This is a genomic window from Mesorhizobium sp. PAMC28654 (assembly GCF_020616515.1).
Classification (GTDB): domain Bacteria; phylum Pseudomonadota; class Alphaproteobacteria; order Rhizobiales; family Rhizobiaceae; genus Mesorhizobium.
In genome coordinates, this window is sequence record NZ_CP085135.1 from 6,328,268 (window position 1) to 6,344,022 (window position 15,755).

The 15,755-nt window shown below is 61.4% G+C and carries 15 protein-coding genes; 11 read left to right on the top strand and 4 right to left on the bottom strand.

From position 1 onward, the window contains the following. The first annotated feature begins 68 nt into the window (after positions 1-68). The 8 genes from LGH82_RS31380 to LGH82_RS31415 all read left to right on the top strand — a co-directional run bounded on the left by LGH82_RS31380 (position 69) and on the right by LGH82_RS31415 (position 9,070). Positions 69-668: a hypothetical protein gene (locus LGH82_RS31380; protein ID WP_227346394.1), complete on the top strand. Its 600-nt coding sequence runs from the start codon at positions 69-71 to the stop codon at positions 666-668. Next, positions 668-3,130, top strand: a complete 2,463-nt coding sequence (locus tag LGH82_RS31385; RefSeq protein WP_227346396.1) for a hypothetical protein — start codon at positions 668-670, stop codon at positions 3,128-3,130. The genes LGH82_RS31380 and LGH82_RS31385 overlap by 1 nt, the downstream gene beginning before the upstream one ends. Before the next feature lie 331 nt (positions 3,131-3,461). Beyond that, entirely contained in the window at positions 3,462-4,121 is a 660-nt protein-coding gene (locus LGH82_RS31390) for a hypothetical protein (RefSeq protein WP_227346397.1), read from the top strand. Between the two features lie 2 nt (positions 4,122-4,123). After that, a complete protein-coding gene (locus tag LGH82_RS31395) occupies positions 4,124-4,645 on the top strand; it encodes a hypothetical protein (protein WP_227346398.1) in 522 nt (173 codons plus the stop codon). After that, the gene (locus tag LGH82_RS31400; protein ID WP_227346399.1) at positions 4,646-7,189 is read left to right on the top strand and encodes a hypothetical protein; all 2,544 of its coding nucleotides are present in this window, start codon (positions 4,646-4,648) and stop codon (positions 7,187-7,189) included. It begins immediately after the preceding gene. Continuing rightward, positions 7,189-7,626 carry a hypothetical protein gene (locus tag LGH82_RS31405; protein WP_227346400.1) on the top strand — a complete coding sequence of 146 codons (438 nt, stop codon included), beginning with the start codon at positions 7,189-7,191 and terminating at the stop codon, positions 7,624-7,626. The genes LGH82_RS31400 and LGH82_RS31405 overlap by 1 nt, the downstream gene beginning before the upstream one ends. Positions 7,627-7,940: 314 nt before the next feature. Further along, positions 7,941-8,225, top strand: a complete 285-nt coding sequence (locus LGH82_RS31410) for a hypothetical protein (RefSeq protein WP_227346401.1) — start codon at positions 7,941-7,943, stop codon at positions 8,223-8,225. A gap of 239 nt (positions 8,226-8,464) precedes the next feature. Then, positions 8,465-9,070 (top strand): hypothetical protein, encoded by a 606-nt coding sequence (locus LGH82_RS31415; protein WP_227346403.1) that lies wholly within the window; start codon positions 8,465-8,467, stop codon positions 9,068-9,070. On the opposite strand, the gene LGH82_RS31420 is transcribed toward LGH82_RS31415, so the two are convergent. Continuing rightward, positions 9,037-9,985, bottom strand: a protein-coding gene (locus tag LGH82_RS31420; RefSeq protein ID WP_227343924.1) for an IS630 family transposase whose coding sequence is annotated in 2 segments (ribosomal slippage) — positions 9,037-9,643 and positions 9,642-9,985 — 951 coding nt in all. Because the reading frame shifts where the segments join, the coding sequence is not laid out codon by codon here. The genes LGH82_RS31415 and LGH82_RS31420 overlap by 34 nt on opposite strands. A gap of 71 nt (positions 9,986-10,056) precedes the next feature. Further along, positions 10,057-10,230, bottom strand: coding sequence for a hypothetical protein (locus LGH82_RS31425; protein ID WP_227346404.1), 174 nt, complete (start codon positions 10,228-10,230; stop codon positions 10,057-10,059). Positions 10,231-10,264: 34 nt separating this feature from the next. Here LGH82_RS31425 and LGH82_RS31430 point away from each other — a divergent pair, with 34 nt between their 5' ends. Continuing rightward, positions 10,265-11,629 carry a hypothetical protein gene (locus tag LGH82_RS31430; protein WP_227346406.1) on the top strand — a complete coding sequence of 455 codons (1,365 nt, stop codon included), beginning with the start codon at positions 10,265-10,267 and terminating at the stop codon, positions 11,627-11,629. A gap of 1,908 nt (positions 11,630-13,537) precedes the next feature. Here LGH82_RS31430 and LGH82_RS31435 read toward each other — a convergent pair. After that, entirely contained in the window at positions 13,538-13,681 is a 144-nt protein-coding gene (locus LGH82_RS31435) for a hypothetical protein (protein ID WP_227346407.1), read from the bottom strand. A 313-nt stretch (positions 13,682-13,994) separates the two neighbouring features. On the opposite strand from LGH82_RS31435, the gene LGH82_RS31440 reads away from it, so the two are divergent. Both LGH82_RS31440 and LGH82_RS33415 read left to right on the top strand, forming a co-directional pair. Then, positions 13,995-14,738 carry a glycosyltransferase family 25 protein gene (locus LGH82_RS31440; protein ID WP_227346409.1) on the top strand — a complete coding sequence of 248 codons (744 nt, stop codon included), beginning with the start codon at positions 13,995-13,997 and terminating at the stop codon, positions 14,736-14,738. A gap of 434 nt (positions 14,739-15,172) precedes the next feature. Further along, positions 15,173-15,307, top strand: coding sequence for a hypothetical protein (locus LGH82_RS33415; protein WP_264484347.1), 135 nt, complete (start codon positions 15,173-15,175; stop codon positions 15,305-15,307). A gap of 253 nt (positions 15,308-15,560) precedes the next feature. Here the strand turns inward: LGH82_RS33415 and LGH82_RS33420 are convergent, their stop codons facing one another. Next, positions 15,561-15,686 carry a hypothetical protein gene (locus tag LGH82_RS33420; protein WP_264484348.1) on the bottom strand — a complete coding sequence of 42 codons (126 nt, stop codon included), beginning with the start codon at positions 15,684-15,686 and terminating at the stop codon, positions 15,561-15,563. Positions 15,687-15,755: the final 69 nt, after the last annotated feature.

A 15,755-nucleotide genomic window follows, 5' to 3' on the forward strand; every position in this document is an offset into this window, starting at 1 on the left:
AGCGGCTTTTTTCATGCCCGGAGAAAATCATGACGTTTGCTCGACCTGTATGGACGAGGCGCTGAGCCATGGCCATCATACCGCTCGATATCGCCAACATGGCGCTCGCCGTGCTCGACGAGGCGCCGATCGACAGTCTCGACCAGGACGTCAAGGCCGCCCGGCTGCTCAACCTGCATTTCGACCTAACGCGGGAAGGGGAGCTGACCCGGCATGGCTGGGTTTTCGCCATCCTGTCTTCGTCGGTGACCGGCGCCGACACCGGCAGCGGCGAGGGCACGCTGAATTTCGCCTACGAGCTTCCCGCCGACTGCCTGCGGCCACTGCCGTTGACCCATAATGGCGAGCCGGACGGCATTCCGATCTCATGGCGGCAGGAGGCCGGCCTGATCTACTGCGACCAGCCAGGCCCGCTGATCATCCGCTACATTGCCAACCTGACCGATCCCAACGACTGGGATGCGCTGTTCACCGAAGTGCTGGTGGCCGCGCTCGCCATCAAGATCGCGCATCCGCTGACCCATAAGTCCGGCATGATCGACATCGCCCGCTCGGCCTATGACCGGGCTGTCGATGCGGCCTTCACCGCCAACGCCATCCAGCGCGGCGGTAGAAGCTACACCGCCTCCTGGACAATACAGCGCGGCGACAACAGGGCGTTGCGCTGATGACCGCGCTTTATCCGATCCAGGACACGTTCGTTCGCGGCGAGATCTCGCCGCGCCTGCATGCGCGCGCCTCGCTCGACCTCTACCGTGCGGCGCTATCGAAATGCGAGAACTTCGTCACGCTGCCGCATGGCGGCATCCGCAAGCGCGGCGGCACCTATTTCGTCGGCGAGGTGAAAAATTCGGCGAAGAAGACGCGCGGCATACCCTTCATCTTCTCCTCCGAGCAGGCCTATTGCCTGGAGTTCGGCGACCAGTACATCCGCATCTACGCTTATGGCGCCCGCGTCGGCACGGTTGAGGTTGCCTCGCCCTATCTGGAGGCGGACCTGTTCGACCTGGCCTATGTCCAGTCAGCGGACCAGATGTGGATCACCCACCGAAATTACATCCCGCAAGTGCTTACCCGCACTTCCAACACGTCATGGACGCTCGCGGATTTCGATTTCCTCGACGGTCCATACGACTCCATCAACACGACACCAACGACGCTGACGCCGGCAGGGCGCGGATCGATCACGCCAATAATGACATCGAATACCGCCCCAAGCGGCACGGTCAGCAGCAGCAGGGGAAACACGGATACCTATGGCATCTTCGACGGGGTGAAATCAGGCGCGTATAGCATCTCGGAAGGGTCAAGCGGGTTCGTCCGCTACCGTCTTGCCGGTGGCGCACAGAAGGTCTGTGACGGCTATTGGCTGACCGCGCCGGAAAACTCGAGCAATGCCGACATGCCGACGCAATGGCAGCTCAGGGGCTCCAACGATGGCACCAACTGGGTCACGCTGGATTCCCGGTCGGCGGAGACAGGCTGGTCCGGCTCCGAGACGCGCTTCTATGAATTCACTAACAGCGTCGCCTTCGAGTACCACGACCTGCGTTGCTCGGGTGGCGGCGGGGGCGATGCCGTCAACACCAACATGGCCGAATGGGCCATGCATGAGAAGGCCGAGACGCAGGCACCGTTCAACCTGACGGCGTCATCGATCATCGGCATCAACAACGATACGGGCTTCCAGACGACGGATGTCGGCCGCTCCATCCGCCTGCTCGGTTCCGATGGCATCTGGCGCTGGGCCAAGGTCATCAGCCGTGTCAGCACGACGGTCGTCACGATCATCCTCTACAATCATGCCCTGCCTGACACGACGCCGATCACCCGCTGGCGGCTGGGAACTTTCGTGCCCGGCAAATATGTCGAGAGCGGTTCCCTCTATGAAGAGCGGCTGGCTTTCAGCCGCCGGTTTTCCGTCTATGCCTCGGTGACCGGCGATTTCGACAATTTCGCGCTCGGCGAGAAGGATGACGATGCGCTGGAGTTCATCCAGGCCGGCGGCGGCCAAGCCAACGACATCGTATGGATCGCGGAGTCCGACGGCGCGTTGATGATCGGCACCAGCGGCGGCATACGTGCGCTATCGGGCTCGGGCATCGACGAGGCGCTGACGCCGTCTTCGTTCAAGAATCGGCGTTCGCGCACGTTCGGCTGCGCCAAGATCCGCCCGATCGATGCCGGCCAGTCGTTCCTCTATGTCACCCGCAGCCGCAAGGCGATCGCCGAGCTCACGCAGACATCCGCCAACAAATACGCGTCGGAGGATATCGGCCAGATTTCCGAACACGTCGCCAAGAAGGGCATTGTCGAGCTGGCCTACCAGACCGATCCGGACCCCATGCTGTGGTTCCCGCTCGATAGCGGCGAGCTGGGCGGCTACACCCACCAGCCTTCGCAGGATGTGCGCGGTCTGCACCGCCACCGGATCGCCGGCAGCTTTGCCGGTTCGGATTGGGCGACCGTCGAAAGTGCTGTGGTGACGCCCGGCCAGAGCGGTGTCGACGACATCTGGCTGTTCGTCAAGCGCACGATCGGCGGCGTCACCCGGCGCTACATCGAGATCATGATGACGCCGTTCGAATATGGCGCGCTGGAAGACGCTTTTCAGGTCGATTGCGGCCTGACCTACTCTGGCGCGGCGGTCAATGTCGTCAGCGGGATCGATCATCTCAACGGGCAGAGCGTCGACGTTCTTGCCGATGGCAAGGTCTACAAGGGCCTTGCCGTCGCCTCCGGCCAGGTGACGCTGCCGGGCGGCGCCCTTGCCGCCAAATGGCAGGTCGGGCTGCGCACCCGCTCGGAAGCCGACACGCTGGAACTCGATGTCGGCGGCCGCGACGGTTCCGTCATCGGCCGCCGCAAGAAGGTGGCCAAGGTCATCATGTCGCTCATGGAAACCGACACGACCGGGCTTGAGGTGCAGTCGCTGATCCGCGGCCGCTGGGAGCCGGTGAGAATGCCCAGCATCGTCGCGCCCGACGGCAAGGCCGGCCTGTTCACCGGCAATGTCGAGGTTCCCATCGACGACAGCTGGGAAGGGCAGGGCCGGGTGAAGATCCGCCACGTCAATCCAACGCCGTGCACGATCCGGGCGTTCACGCCGGTGTTTGATGCCGAGCCTTAGGGCGCGGCGCCGGAACTGCCAATCTCCCCCCATGTGGGGGAGATGTCCGGCAGGACAGAGGGCGGCGCTGTCCCGCCGGCCTTTCAACCAAACGCACTGACATTCCCCGGCCAAGTCTCTGCTGATCATGAATTGAACCAAGGGCAGCGATCCTTCGCGCCCCCCTCTGCCCTGCCGGCTCCGGCCCTTCGCTTTCGCTTCGGGCGTTCGTTGTTCGGAAAGCCAAGCAATTGGCTTTCCATCCGCTACGCGGACCACGCCTCACCCCCCACTAGGGGGAGATTGGCAGTTGCGCGGGCCGCTCCTCACTCTTCAAAAAAAGGACATCCCCATGACATCCCCCCATGCCGAGCAACTCGGCAGGGCGCGGACGGCTGCCGATTTCGCCGCCGTCATCGCCTTGCTGGACACCGACCTCAACGACGCGATCACCCGCAGGGGCCAACTGGCTGATGCCGAGGACCGGGCGGTCTTCGGCGACGGCGACCTGGCTGCCGCGCGCGCCGCTCTGGACGACTGCAACGACGCGATCGCCCTTCTGGAGAAGACCATCGACGTCGCGGGCAAGCGCCGCTCGGACGCCGCCGCCAGCGAGGCCCGGGCCGATATCGCGGCACTTGGCGATGAGATCGACGCCAAGGCGGCAGCACTTGGCGCGCGCTGGCGCGCCGTCCACCGACTGATCGAGCAGATGCGCCAGGAACTGTTCGAGGCCGATACGCTCAGCCGCGCCATCACCACCGCCAACGGCCTTTTCGACGCCGCCGGCATGGCCGAGCTCAAGGTGAACCTGACGGCCACCCGCCGCGCCGCCATGGCCGGGCCGCGCGCGACCGCGCCGGCACGCCTCAGCCGCCCTGCCGTCCAGGCCGACAGGTTGCTCCTGTCCTTCCTCAGCCCTGGCGGCACGCTCGATCCGCGCCCGGCGCTGGGCGCGCCGGTTGATGGCGTCAAAAGCAAGTTCATGCCCATCACCGGCGAGCGAGGCTGACCATGTGCACACTCGCTCTTCTCGGACTGGCAGGGACCGCCCTGTCGGCAGGCGGCGCGCTGCTCCAAGGTCAGCAGCAGAAGCAGATGGCCGACTATCAGGCCAAGGCCTATGAGCAGCAGGCGCAGGCCGAAGCGCAATCCGCCGCTTACGAACAGGGTCAGGAACGCCACAAGCAGGATCTGCTGCAGGCACAGGCGCGCGCCCAGGCCGGCGCGTCGGGCGTCGGCATCGCCGGCTCGCCGACCGAGGTGCTGGCGGCCAATGCCAGGCAGGGCCAGATGGACCTCGACGCGATGCTGTACGGCTCGCGGCTGCGTCAGAACAACCTCTACACCCAGGCCGACATCTCGCGCTTTTCCGGCAAGCAGGCGGTGACCGCCAGCATCTTCAGCGCGGGCAGTGCCCTCGTTGGCGGCCTTTCCAAACTCCACGACCAGCCCAAGGCCGTGACCTTCGGCGGTTCGGCACTCTCGCCTCGGGCGAGCGCGGCCATAGCCGGCGGCTATTCGGGGCTGTACTAAATGGTCCACATCATTCCCCTCTCCATTGCCCAACGCCGGCTCGATACCGGCAATGCGGTGCAGTATCCGCAGGGATCGCCGATCGGCGGCGCCATGCAGGGTTTTGGCGACCAGCTTTCCGCTGTCGCCGAGCGCTACCAGCAGATGAAAGACCAGCAGGAGGCGTTCGACGCCGAACTGGCGCGCCGCCGATTCAACGGCCAGGTCGCGCAGGCGGAAGACGAGGTGGCGGCGAACGCGCCGGCCGACGGCAGCGGCCTGCATGAGACCATGTACGGCCAGGTTGACCCGCGCAGCGGCCGGGTGGTCAAGACCGGCCTGTTCGACACGCTGTTCGACGACGCGCTGCCGAACATGCCCGCGAGCCAGCGCGCCGCTTTCGCGATGCAGAAAGAGCCGATGCGCATGGTTGGCGCGCGGCGCATGGCGCAGCGACAGCGCCAGAGCCGGCAGGACTACGAGCAGGCCGAGGTCGACACGGTGCTAAAAACCCGTGCCATCGCCATCGGCCAGGCCAATCCCGACGATGCCATGAGCTTCGAAGCGGCCCGCCAGGAAGGGCTCGACCTGATCGCCAAGATGGGACTCGACCCGGGGATCAGGCAGCAGAAAGTGAAGGATTGGTTCAGCACCGCCGCGAAGACGCGGTTCGAGGCCCTGATCGCCAAGGATCCCAAGCGGGCGCTGGAAATATTTGGTGTCGGGACGCCAGCCTTCGGCAGCGATGCCTCCAGCTTTCAGCCCATGGAGTGGATCCGCGTTTCGGGTAGCTCGGATGCGGCGGCGGCGGAAGGCGACCGCGTCGGCAGGCTGACGGCTGACGAGCGAGTGGCTCAGGCCTTCCGGGATGAAATCCCACCTGAGGACCGGCCGCTCCTACTCCAGCAGGCTCGGACCGCCGACGCCGTCCGGCAAGTCGAAATGCGCACCAGCATCGGCCTGGCCGAACTGAACGCGCCGGCTGCCATCCGGGAGACGGGTCTCTATTCAGGACCGACTTTCACACCTGAGCAGTTCGTGACGCTCTATGGCTCGACGGAAGGCATCAGACGTTCGCAGGCCTTCAATCAAGCGCTTGATGTCAGTCGCCAGTTCTACGCCATGCGCACGATGTCTAACGACACCGTGCGGACCGTGGTCAAGGAGTCCGCGCCCAAGGTCGATAGTGCGACACCGGAGAAGGACAGGGCGCGTCATGACGCCATAGTCACGGCAGCAGACCTGACGTTCAAGGAGAGGCAGGGCGATCCGGGCGGCTATGTACGCAAGACGTTCGCGAACCTCGACGCGGCTTGGAACAATCCTTCGACGCCGGAAGCCTATCAGGCAGCCATCATCGGTTCGATCGCCGCCCAGCAGCACTTAGGGATCGAGACTGTTCAACCTTTGCCGAACTCTGTTGCTGAGGATATTGGCGGCAAGCTCACTGACAAGGCTTTGTCACCGCAGGACAAGAAAGCCGATCTGAGCAGCGTGCTTCAGGCGACACCGCCTGGATTTCAGCAAGCAATGTTTCACCATTTGCTTCCGACGAGTGTCGCCAAATCAAACGAACGCAGAGTGAACGACGGTTCCTTTGCGTCGTTGGTGAGCCCCGAGAAATTGACTGAGGCCACGGAGTTTGCCCGGCGTGCGGTGTCCGGAAAGGGTCCAAAACCGGAATGGTTGACCGGTTATGCCCAGACCAACCAGGAGTGGCTGGGAGAATTAATAGCCGGCGATAGTGAACGCGGCAGTTTACGGCGTTTTCTTGCGCAAAAACTCGTCGGCTCCGACGGGCTCGGTGAAGACGGCATCTCGGTGGCTGATGCCACGCCGTTGGCGCTGTCATTTGCACTGGAGAAAGCCGCGAACGCGGCGCTGGACGGCAATTACGGCGAAGCATTGCTGAACGTTGCGGAAGTAATTCCTTTCGAAAAGCTGGCCGGAAAGGCGTTGAGGCAAGCCGGGAAGGTCGCGAAGCACTGGGAAGAGAGCCCCTCAAAATTTCCTAAGAGGCCAATTGAGCTTATCGAAGGAGGCCAAGCTCTTGTCCGAGGCGTCGATGCCGAAACTCTTCGATTTCAACAAGCAATTGCGCGCTCAATCTCCCCACGGATTAAACGGCGGAGGGCAAGACGGGGTGAAATCCCAGAAAATGCTTTTAATACCGCGTTGCTGGCTTCGTTAATTGCCCGGGACCCCTCTGCCATCAAATATGCTGGCGCAAAGGTTGGATGGGCAAAATCAAAGAACTACCGAAAGACCTTCTTTGATGCCAATCCTACGTTAAATAGAAGCGACTATGTGGTCCACCACAGCGTAGAACAAAGGATAAATAAGAAATATCCGAATCTTTTTACCAATGAAGAGCTTAATTCAATAGAAAATCTTCGTGGAATCCGCAAAGAATTCGATATAAATCTGCACTTGAAAGTCATCCGATCAGAATGGGACGAATTCTATAAAACGCACGCAACCGCAACCCGGCAGCAAGTGCTTGACTACGCGACTCATTTGGACAAAAAATATGGGCATCTTTTTGACCCGCCGATAGGTGATTGATGGAATATTATGAGATTAAACCTCTCGTAGCCGGTGAGCTAGCAGAGGGCACCGTTATGGACACCAGTGTCCATCCGCCTATCGTGAGCAAGCTTCACTTTGAATTCGCTGGCTGGCTTGGCGATGCCCTTGTGACGTCGTTTCCCTGTTTCCTCGTCACAGAAGAGGCCAAGCGTGGGTTGCTCTCTATCGGCATTACCGGTGCCACATTCGCCGATGCAGAGGTGACCACATCCGAAGATTTTCATGAGGTGCAGCCTGACGTAGAGCTGCCCCCGTTCGTCTGGCTCAAGGTCGACGGCGAGGCGGGGCAAGATGACTTCGGGATCAGCCAGGAACTGAACCTGGTGATATCGGAGCGCGCCTTCGATGTATTTGATGATTTGCTGGGCCTGTCTTCCGCTGACTTCTGGGAGTTCGATGGCGGTAGTGAGTAGGTGTTGAAGGCGCCGCTGTCGCCAATTCGCTAAGTAGGATTTTCACGGAAGCGCTCGCAGGGGGCGCATCAGCGGCGGCCGCAAGCTCTTCAAGCCGTTGGAAGAAGCTGTTTCCGAGGGGGCGGAACTTCGCTCCGTCGTAGCATAGGATTCTGCTGCGCTGACAACAGCGGAACGGCCTCGGAAAGGAGAGGCCAGCCCAACTCCATCTGCCCAAGGCGCGAGGCGATTGGCTTGCCTAGCGTCGAAGGCTGCGGAGCGACCACCGGGGAGGTCAACTGGTAGATCGTAGATGTTGGCCTGAGGGGGATTTCATGGGCGCTGGTTATGCTGCGATACTTCTGGGTGCGTTGATTCCGACGTTTTTGCTGAGCCGCCTGTTGCTGTGGGCAACCAGGCGCTGGAATGGAGGCGTGTTGCGCCTCCTTCTGCTGCATCTGATCTCCGGAGTGCTCGCCTGCATCGCGTCGGCTTACGGCGACGCCGATGCCGGAGCGCCGGACTGGTCCGCCATCGCGCCCTATGTGGGCGCCCAGCTGATCTGGTTCGTGGTGGATATCGTTCGCGGCTGGCGTCAGCAGAGCCAGCCGGCTGGCTGATCCGGCCGCAAGGTACCCTCGACACGGCGAGAATTTCAGGAAGCCGCTCGAAACGGGAGCCGGACCTGACGTCCTCAGTCCGGATGAGGACGAAACCTCCTTTGGCGGTGCCGTGGCGGTGATCTGATACGGCGAAGCGGCCCAGCACCACGCAGGGCCATCGCCTCCGCTCGCCGCAGCATATTGAATCTGAAATCGTCAGCCTCGCTTTCGCGGGGCTTTTTCATGGAGAAAGCCTTATGGCCCGACCTGCAACCGCCGCCGTTCGCCTGTTGACGGGGGAACGCGAACCCGTGCGCTTGGCGACCACGACCAACATTGCCCTCCATGGGCTGCAAACCATCGATGGCGTTCCGGTCGATGTCGGTGACCGCGTGCTGGTGAAGGACCAGGCGGACGCCCGAGAGAACGGCATCTATACCGCGAGCGAAGGCGTATGGTATCGCGCCGCCGACGCCCGGACTTCGCGCACGCTGCAGAAGGGCACCACGGTGCATGTGCAGCAGGGCGCGGTGTCGGCGGACGTTGTCTATGCGTTCCAGGCGCTCGACCCGGTGATTGGCACCGATGCCATCACGCTCGCCTTCTATCTGTCCGAGGATACGGTGGGCGATGCGGTGGGTGCCGCCAGTGCCGCCGCCGCGAGTGCCGCCGCCGCATTGACCTCGAAGAACGAGGCGGCGACGTCGGCCACCAATGCCGGCACCTCGGCCAGCGCCGCATCCGGCTCGGCCACGGCGGCGTCGGGTTCCGCCTCCACGGCGGCGACCTCCGCCACCAATGCGGGCAATTCGGCTAGAGCAGAATCTGATCATTCCGGCTCATATCCTGTTGCGGCGAAGTAGTTGGCGCACTCGGTTGGTGTGAAGCAAGGCAGTGCGGCGCTGATGGTATCCCACAATTCCGCGACGGTTCGTGCGGCGGCTTTGCGTAGAATCGATTTCAGCTTGGAAAAGGCGTTCTCGATCGGGTTGAAGTCGGGGGAATAGGGCGGGAGGAACATCATCCTTGCGCCGGTTGCTTCGATCGCCACACGGGCGGCTGCGCTTTTGTGCGCCGGCAGGTTGTCGAGGATCACGACATCGTCGGGCCGCAGCGTCGGCACGAGAACCTGCTCGACATAGGCGACAAACCATTCGCCAGTCATCGGGCCGTCCAGGACCATTGGCGCGGTCATGCCAGTGAGGCGCAGGGCGCCGGTGAACGTCGTCGTCTTCCAATGGCCATGCGGGATTGGCGATCGGCACCGCATCCCGCGCTTCGTGCGCCCCCGCAGTCGAGCCATCTTTGTCGAGGCTCCGGTCTCGTCGATGAAGACCAGATGCTCGGGATCAAGATCGGGCTGGGCGTCGAACCAGGCGTTTCGTCGCGCCGCCACGTCTGGCCGCTCCTGCTCGCTGGCGTGCGCCGTTTTTTTTGAAGGTCATGGAGTGACGATCGAGAAACCGCCAGATCGTGCTCGTCGCAAACGACGCGCCATGCTCCTGTCGCAGCAACTCGGCGAGTTCGACCAGCGTGATGTCCACCCGCCTCTCGATCGCCGCCAGGATGATGTCGCGATACGCTTCAACGCGGTGGGACCGCCTGTCGCCGCCCTGCGGCTTTGCGCAGGTGGCTCCGGTCTCGCGCCATTCCCGGACCCAACGCACCGAGCTTGCCGCCGCCACGCCAAATCGCGCCGCTGCCGCCCGTCGCGACAGGCCGCCATCAACCGCTGCGACCACCCGAGCCCGCAAATCTTCCGATAAGGATTTCGCCATGCCATGCCGGCCTCCGAATCCAGCAGATATGCTGAATCAGATTTCCAATCCCAACGAAACCCCTATCGATTCTATCCGCTCGGATTTTGCTCTAGCGCCGCATCCGGCTCGGCCTCATCGGCGTCGACTTCCGCCACCAACGCCGGCACTTCCGCCACCGCCGCCGCGGGCTCGGCCAGCGCTGCATCCGGCTCGGCCACGGCGGCGGCCACCTCGGCCACCAACGCCGGAACCTCGGCCACCAATGCGGCGGCGTCAGCCTCGGCGGCGGCGACCTCCGTGGCGGCGCTGGGCTACACCTTCTCGACGACCACCACCGACGCCGACCCCGGCAACGGCACGCTGCGGCTGAACAATGCCACGGCGGCCTTGGCCACGGCGGCCTATGTCGACAATCTCGACGCCGGCGGCGCGACGGTAAGCGGCATGCTCGACACGTTCGACGACAGCACCAACACCATCAAGGGCCAGCTGACCCTGCGCTCCAAGGCCTCCGCCGCGATCTCCTATGTCTACAATGTCACCGGATCGGTGGCGGACGGAGCTGGCTATCGCAAGCTGACCCTGGCCTGCATCAGTGGCGCCGGCACGTTGCCGACGACAGCCAACGGCATCTGGCTGATGTTCGACCGGGCGGGTGACAAGGGCGCGGATGGGGCCGGGGTGGGGGATTTCACCGGGCCGGCGTCTTCGGTGGCGGATAACATCGTCACGTTCGCGGGCACGACTGGGAAGGCGGGGAAGGATAGCGGTGTTGCTGTGGGTAGCCTGGCGCCGAAGGCAAGCCCGATGTTTTCGGGGACGGTCACACTTGCCCAAGACCCTGCTGCTGCTCTTCAGGCAGCCACGAAGCAGTACGTTGACAACTTGGCTCTCAATGTCGGCAGGCGGTCCCGCGTCAAGGTGGCGTCCACGGCCAACGTCACGCTTGCCTCTCCTGGCGCATCCATCGACGGTGTCGCGCTGGCGGCGGGCAACCTCTTCCTTGCGAAGGACCAGACAGCATCCGCCGAGAACGGCGTCTACGTTTGGAATGGTGCGGCGGTTGCGGCTACCCGTTTCTCCGAGTTCGACACCTACGACGAGCATTCCGGCTCTCTTATCGCTGTCCAGCTAGGCTCGGTCAATACGGACACGCTTTGGATTTGTACGAGCAATGACGGCGGCACACTGGGCACGACCGCCATCACCTTCTCGGGTGTAGGCATCGCGCTTCTTGACGGGTCCGTAACGTTCGTCAAGCTGGCGGCTGCAGCCCTTGCGTCCGCACTGGAATACGAGGGGGGCACGGCCACCGGGAAGATTCTGACCGTCGACAAGGTGAATGCCGCCATGGCGGAAACAGTCCTCTCCGACGCGGCTACCATTGCATGGGACATGGCCACCGGGTTTGACTTCACGGTTACTCTGGGAGGCAACAGGACGCTGGGCAACCCGACGAACTGCGTAGTGGGCCGTCGCGGTCGCATTCGCGTGGTGCAGGACGGCACCGGCTCGCGTACGCTGACCAAGTCAAGCAACCATAAGACGGCGGCCGGGGCTGCCATTCTGCTTTCTACGGCGGCCAATGCGGTCGATTATATCGACTATGACTGCCGGTCGGCCACAGACATAAGGCTCTCCACGAGCCGGGCGTGGTCCTGATGCTGCCCGGTCTATACTCAGGCAATGGGATGGGGGGAGACCCCGATCTATTCATCACGAATTTTGCGGAGTACGCAGTTGGCGCACAGCCATCAGACTGGAGCAACAGATGGGTGCTCACCGGTTTTACGGCTCTGGTTCAGACTGCTTCCGGTTCCCTCAGCGGCAAGGCACTACGTTGGACGAAGGCTAGTTCGCAGCGCAACTTCTTGTCTTGGGATAGGGTACCGGCAGTTGCCGACGTTGAGGTATTGATGCGCTGGCGAGCTATCGCAGCATGGACTAGCGGAAACAATATTGCCTAGCATTGATGCGGGCCAGTGGGGCGGCAGGGGTCGAACAGGGTTACCGCGCTTCATTGACTGGTATCAGCACCGGTACGCTGGCAACTAGCGCGTTCAGCAAGTTGGTCGCTGGCACATTGACCAGCTTGGGGACGGCAGGGAATATCCCGTCTCCGAACCTCGTAACCAACGCATGGATATGGACAAGGGCACGCATCAATGGCTCGTCGTTTAGCCGCAAAACATGGCACGATGGGGCCGCCGAGCCCGGCGCCTTTGACGAGACCCTAACGGACACGTCAATCACAGGCAGTGGCTGGGTCGGGATAGGAAACTTCCACACCGATCCCACGATGGAGACCGACTATTTTGGGGTTGCCTTGAATGGCAAGACCGTCCCGTTGGTGATCTAGACTACGACTTGGGGTCTGAATTTCGATTGAGAGGCCCAAACAAAGTTGTGCCCACAAGGGCTTCCACGAGCCCGACGGCCATCAAGATCGCATGTGCCACCAAGACACAGTAAATCACCACCCTCAAAACGACGAATTGGAAAAGCTCACCTGGATGGTACGGCCACCCCTCGGCCAATCCCTGGATCAGCCAAAGCGACAACCAGACGCCACCAGCGCCGCCAATCGCCACAAAAGCCCTTTCGGCCAATCTTTTGAATAAAACCATGCGTTTAGCATATGTCATTCGCAGCGGAAAAGGCAACACCGCTCCGTTCCACTGCTCCCCGTTTGTCCGAAATCTTGAACAGAAAAAATGCCCGCTAGGGCGGAAAGGAACTGTCATGGACATGGCAAACTTTTCGCAGGTCTGCGTCCGCAGCATTCCGCTTCGGCAATTGGCGTATGTGCTGGCCTACCATGAGATGGACACGACGATGCAGCGGGTTTGCGAGGCCGTTGGCGAAAAGTACCCGGCGATCGGAGCCCTCCTATCCGTAGGTTGGCGAGGCTTTGGTTCAGTCCCCTGAGAAGCTAACGCTCGCAAGCTCAATGCCACCAAACCAACTCAGTTGCTGATGTGATCCCTAAAACCTCACAAGAAATGTGCCGCGCCCAAATGTCATCGCAAGTTATTCTGTCGTTCGGATTCAGAACCCCCGCTTGACCGCCGGTTGTTCGACCACCAGACAAAGTACAAAGAGCCAATTTTCATGACCGGAACGCGCCGCTCACGCTCGCGGTCTCGTAACTCCCTGTAGATTTTCATCTTCAGTGTGCCACCTGGCAATCTGATACGCACAGCCATTCGTAAAACCTATATTGTATAATGGTTCACTAAAATACTTTATGATAAAAAGAGTCAATATATGGTCGATGACCATTTCTGGGCGGGTCTGTAAGCAGGGCAGATCCATGCGGTTCTGTGTTTCGATGACCATTTCAAGTCATGAGAGCATAGGTAACCGCCGCAAATATTGCCGCTGACAGGATCACGCTTGCCAAAACCTTGCTGGGCACCGGCCGCGTGTCACGGCTAATTCTTTGTCTTCCGGTCATGTGATCTCGCTAGTTGGTTTCGTCAGGAGAACCACGAACGGTCTTTGGGGCGCAGGCGTTTCATCAAATTTCTCCAACGCCTGAAATCATCCGCCGGGGCGCGGCAGGTGCCGTCAATCCTGGTGCTGCCGGCTTTGCAGCCATGAGCGCAGGCGATGGAAGCAAGGGGCGCTGTTCAGATCCCGCATCGCGGTGATCACGAACAGGATGATGAACAGCACGACCAGCGCCGCCACTCCTCCGTCCATGAAGCCCATCTGAACTCCTCTTGCACCGTGTCACGGCAACGCGCTGACCCGGGACAAAGTTTCAGGGCCAGCCGCGAATGTCGGAGAGACGGCCGAAGCTAGCCTTCTCCTGGTGGCCAGGAGCCCTTGGGCTCGCCGTGCTGGAGCGATCCGAAGATCGGCTTCATCAGGTCAGCGATCGGCGGTTGCCCCGAGTTCCATACCAACCTCGCTCCACCGCGGGGAACTGGCTGGGCGCGATGTCGCCGGCGGTCATCTGGTGTGGAAAGAGGTCTGAACGCTTCCTCTGGATTTTCGCGGTCCGGAACAGTACAGACGGGGCATGTCAGAATTTCCAACCGACAAGGTCTTTGTCCGCATATGCCACGTCAAGCGCGGCTACGAAGACCGAGAGCGTCACATCACGGCAGGCTTCGCGCCGCATGGCATTCCGGTAAACTGGTTCCTGGACTGGGACATCTCCGACATTTCCGCCGAGGAAAAAGCGCGGCGTGTCGATTCCCAGAAGCTGCTGCCAGCTGAAATTTCATGCTCGATGAAACATATCGGCGTCTGGCAGGAGTTCCTGGCGAGCGGCTATCCTTACTGCCTGGTCTTCGAAGACGACGTCATTCTGTCCAGCAGCTTCTGCCGGAAATTCAACGAAGGCCTGGCCGAATTCGCTGATCCGGATCGGAACGCCGTCGTGTATCTCGGCAATGGCGGAAACTATTACACTGCGCTGTGGCAATTGAAAAAAGGCAGGCATCTATATCCCGCGCCGCACTGCCGCAACACGGATTCCTACCTCATCACGCGGCGTGTCGCGGAAGCGCGATGCGCCTGGTTTGCGGCCAACAAGATCACCTTGCCGATCGACCATCAGATCGATCGGATCGATGCCCAGAACGGCGTTGAGGTCCTTTGGTTCGAACGCCCTATCGTCGAACAGGGCACCCAGAATGGGACGTTTTCCACCTCGATAATCGGCCGAAAATCCCGTGCGCGCTTTTATCAGCGTCTGGAATGGAACTGGAAGAAATATCGGCGCCAGTTGTTTGGCTACACTTCCAGGCCCCAAAGGTGACCGGCAGGCAATCCTGCTGGAGCAGCACGCCAGTGGTCTGAACCGGCGCCAAGCTCTTTTCAGCCCACTTTTTGGAATGTTGCGGTGCGTATAGCTCGCGAGCCGGTATGTGAGGCGTTTGGCGCCGTGATTGCGCATGTAGGCATCCACGCGCTTCTCAAACAGTTCGTCGGCGTAGTCAGGGCAGCGTGCCGATGCAGGGTTGTCTTCGCTGTACATGAGCGCGGAAAACGGACATCCTGGCCAGATAGCATTGGTCTGGAAAGCCGTAGCTGACGAAGAAATCGCCCGCCCGATCGAAGCTTGTTCCTTGGCGTGTCGATACCGGTTGTTCCAGCACAGGTTGGCAACGACCAAGTCGCTCCTGCTTCCATCAATTCGATGGCAGGCTCGATCCACCGGGAGCGACGCCTTGGGTATGAGTCGCTGGCGAAGTGAAGCAGGTAGTCAGCCTTGCTGGCATGGAGGCCGACCCGTTCGCTGATGGAGTAAACCTGGCCACGACCGAAGGACGACTTGTCGATCTGGAAGAATTCCAAGGCGGCTACGGTGTGATCTTCCGCGAATAGGTACTCGTCCAGGTCGCCTCGAGCCATCGCGGCCCTTGCCGCGGATTCAACCGGGCCACGCAGCTTCACATTGTTGATGATCAGTCGCCGCCTGGAAAAGGGTAGGCGCAGCGACCTACGACAGTCCGCAGATAGCCGCTAGTAAGAACGATTTCCCACTCGTTCTCGTAGCATTTGGTTTCGAAATCGACTTTCACGGTGCCACCTCTGCTTGCGAGGCGGAAAACGAACGCTGATACCCGAAGTCATCACTTCAGGATTTGCGCCCTGACCAGAACACCACGGCCGTGCCGACCGGTATCGCGGCGCTTGTCAAAGCCATGATCCGCCAGTCCATCTCCAGCCCTGGCAGCGACATTTCGTGGGCGAATTGTACCATCACGCATCCGTATCGGCTCGGGATGACACGAGCGCGGTGACTCCAAGCGCCAACGCGGCAACCGACGTG